Origin of the sequence: Kitasatospora cystarginea, assembly GCF_039533515.1 — a bacterium.
Lineage (GTDB): Bacteria > Actinomycetota > Actinomycetes > Streptomycetales > Streptomycetaceae > Kitasatospora > Kitasatospora cystarginea.
This window is the reverse complement of the sequence record NZ_BAAATR010000203.1, coordinates 1-674: the sequence shown is the minus strand read 5'-3', so window position 1 is coordinate 674 and position 674 is coordinate 1. Positions and strand designations below refer to the sequence as shown.

General features: G+C 62.3%; 1 protein-coding gene. It reads left to right on the top strand.

What is annotated here, in order from left to right; translation table 11 throughout:
* Positions 1 to 674, top strand: a 674-nt coding sequence (locus ABD369_RS40835; protein ID WP_344641696.1) for an IS3 family transposase, incomplete at both ends; no start/stop codon positions are given.

Genomic DNA, 674 nt, shown 5'->3' with positions numbered 1-674 from the left:
ATCCTGCGGTCGGCGGCAAAATATTTCGCCGGAGGGACGAACTGGTGAACCGCTTCCAGTTCGTCGCAGACCACTCCGACACCTACCCGGTGAAGCGGTTGTGCCAGGTCATCGATATCGCCCGCTCGTCGTACTACGCATGGATCAACGCCGCCGAGAAACGAGCCGCCCGGGCCGCAGCCGACGCTGAACTCGCCGACAAGATCCGCGCCGTCCACACGGTGGACAACACCTACGGGCGGCCCCGGATCACCGCCGAGATCAATCACGGACAACCCGCCGACCAGCGGATCAATCACAAACGGATCGCACGGATCATGCGCGCCAACAACATCGAGGGCCTGCGACTGCGCCGAAAACACCGCACCACCATCGCCGAACCAGCCGACACTCCGTCGCCGGACCTGCTCAACCGTGATTTCACCGCGATCGCACCGAATACCCGATACGTCGGTGACATCACGTATCTGCCATGCGGGGACAATGAGTTCTTGTATTTGGCCACGGTGATCGACTGCTTCTCCCGCCGCCTGGTGGGCTGGTCGATCGCCGAGCACATGCGTACCGAACTCGTCGAAGATGCCTTAGGTGCCGCAGCACTGACCCGCGGCGGTCTTGCCGGTGCAGTGTTCCACGCCGATCGCGGAAGTCAATACACCTCAAAGGGTTTCGCG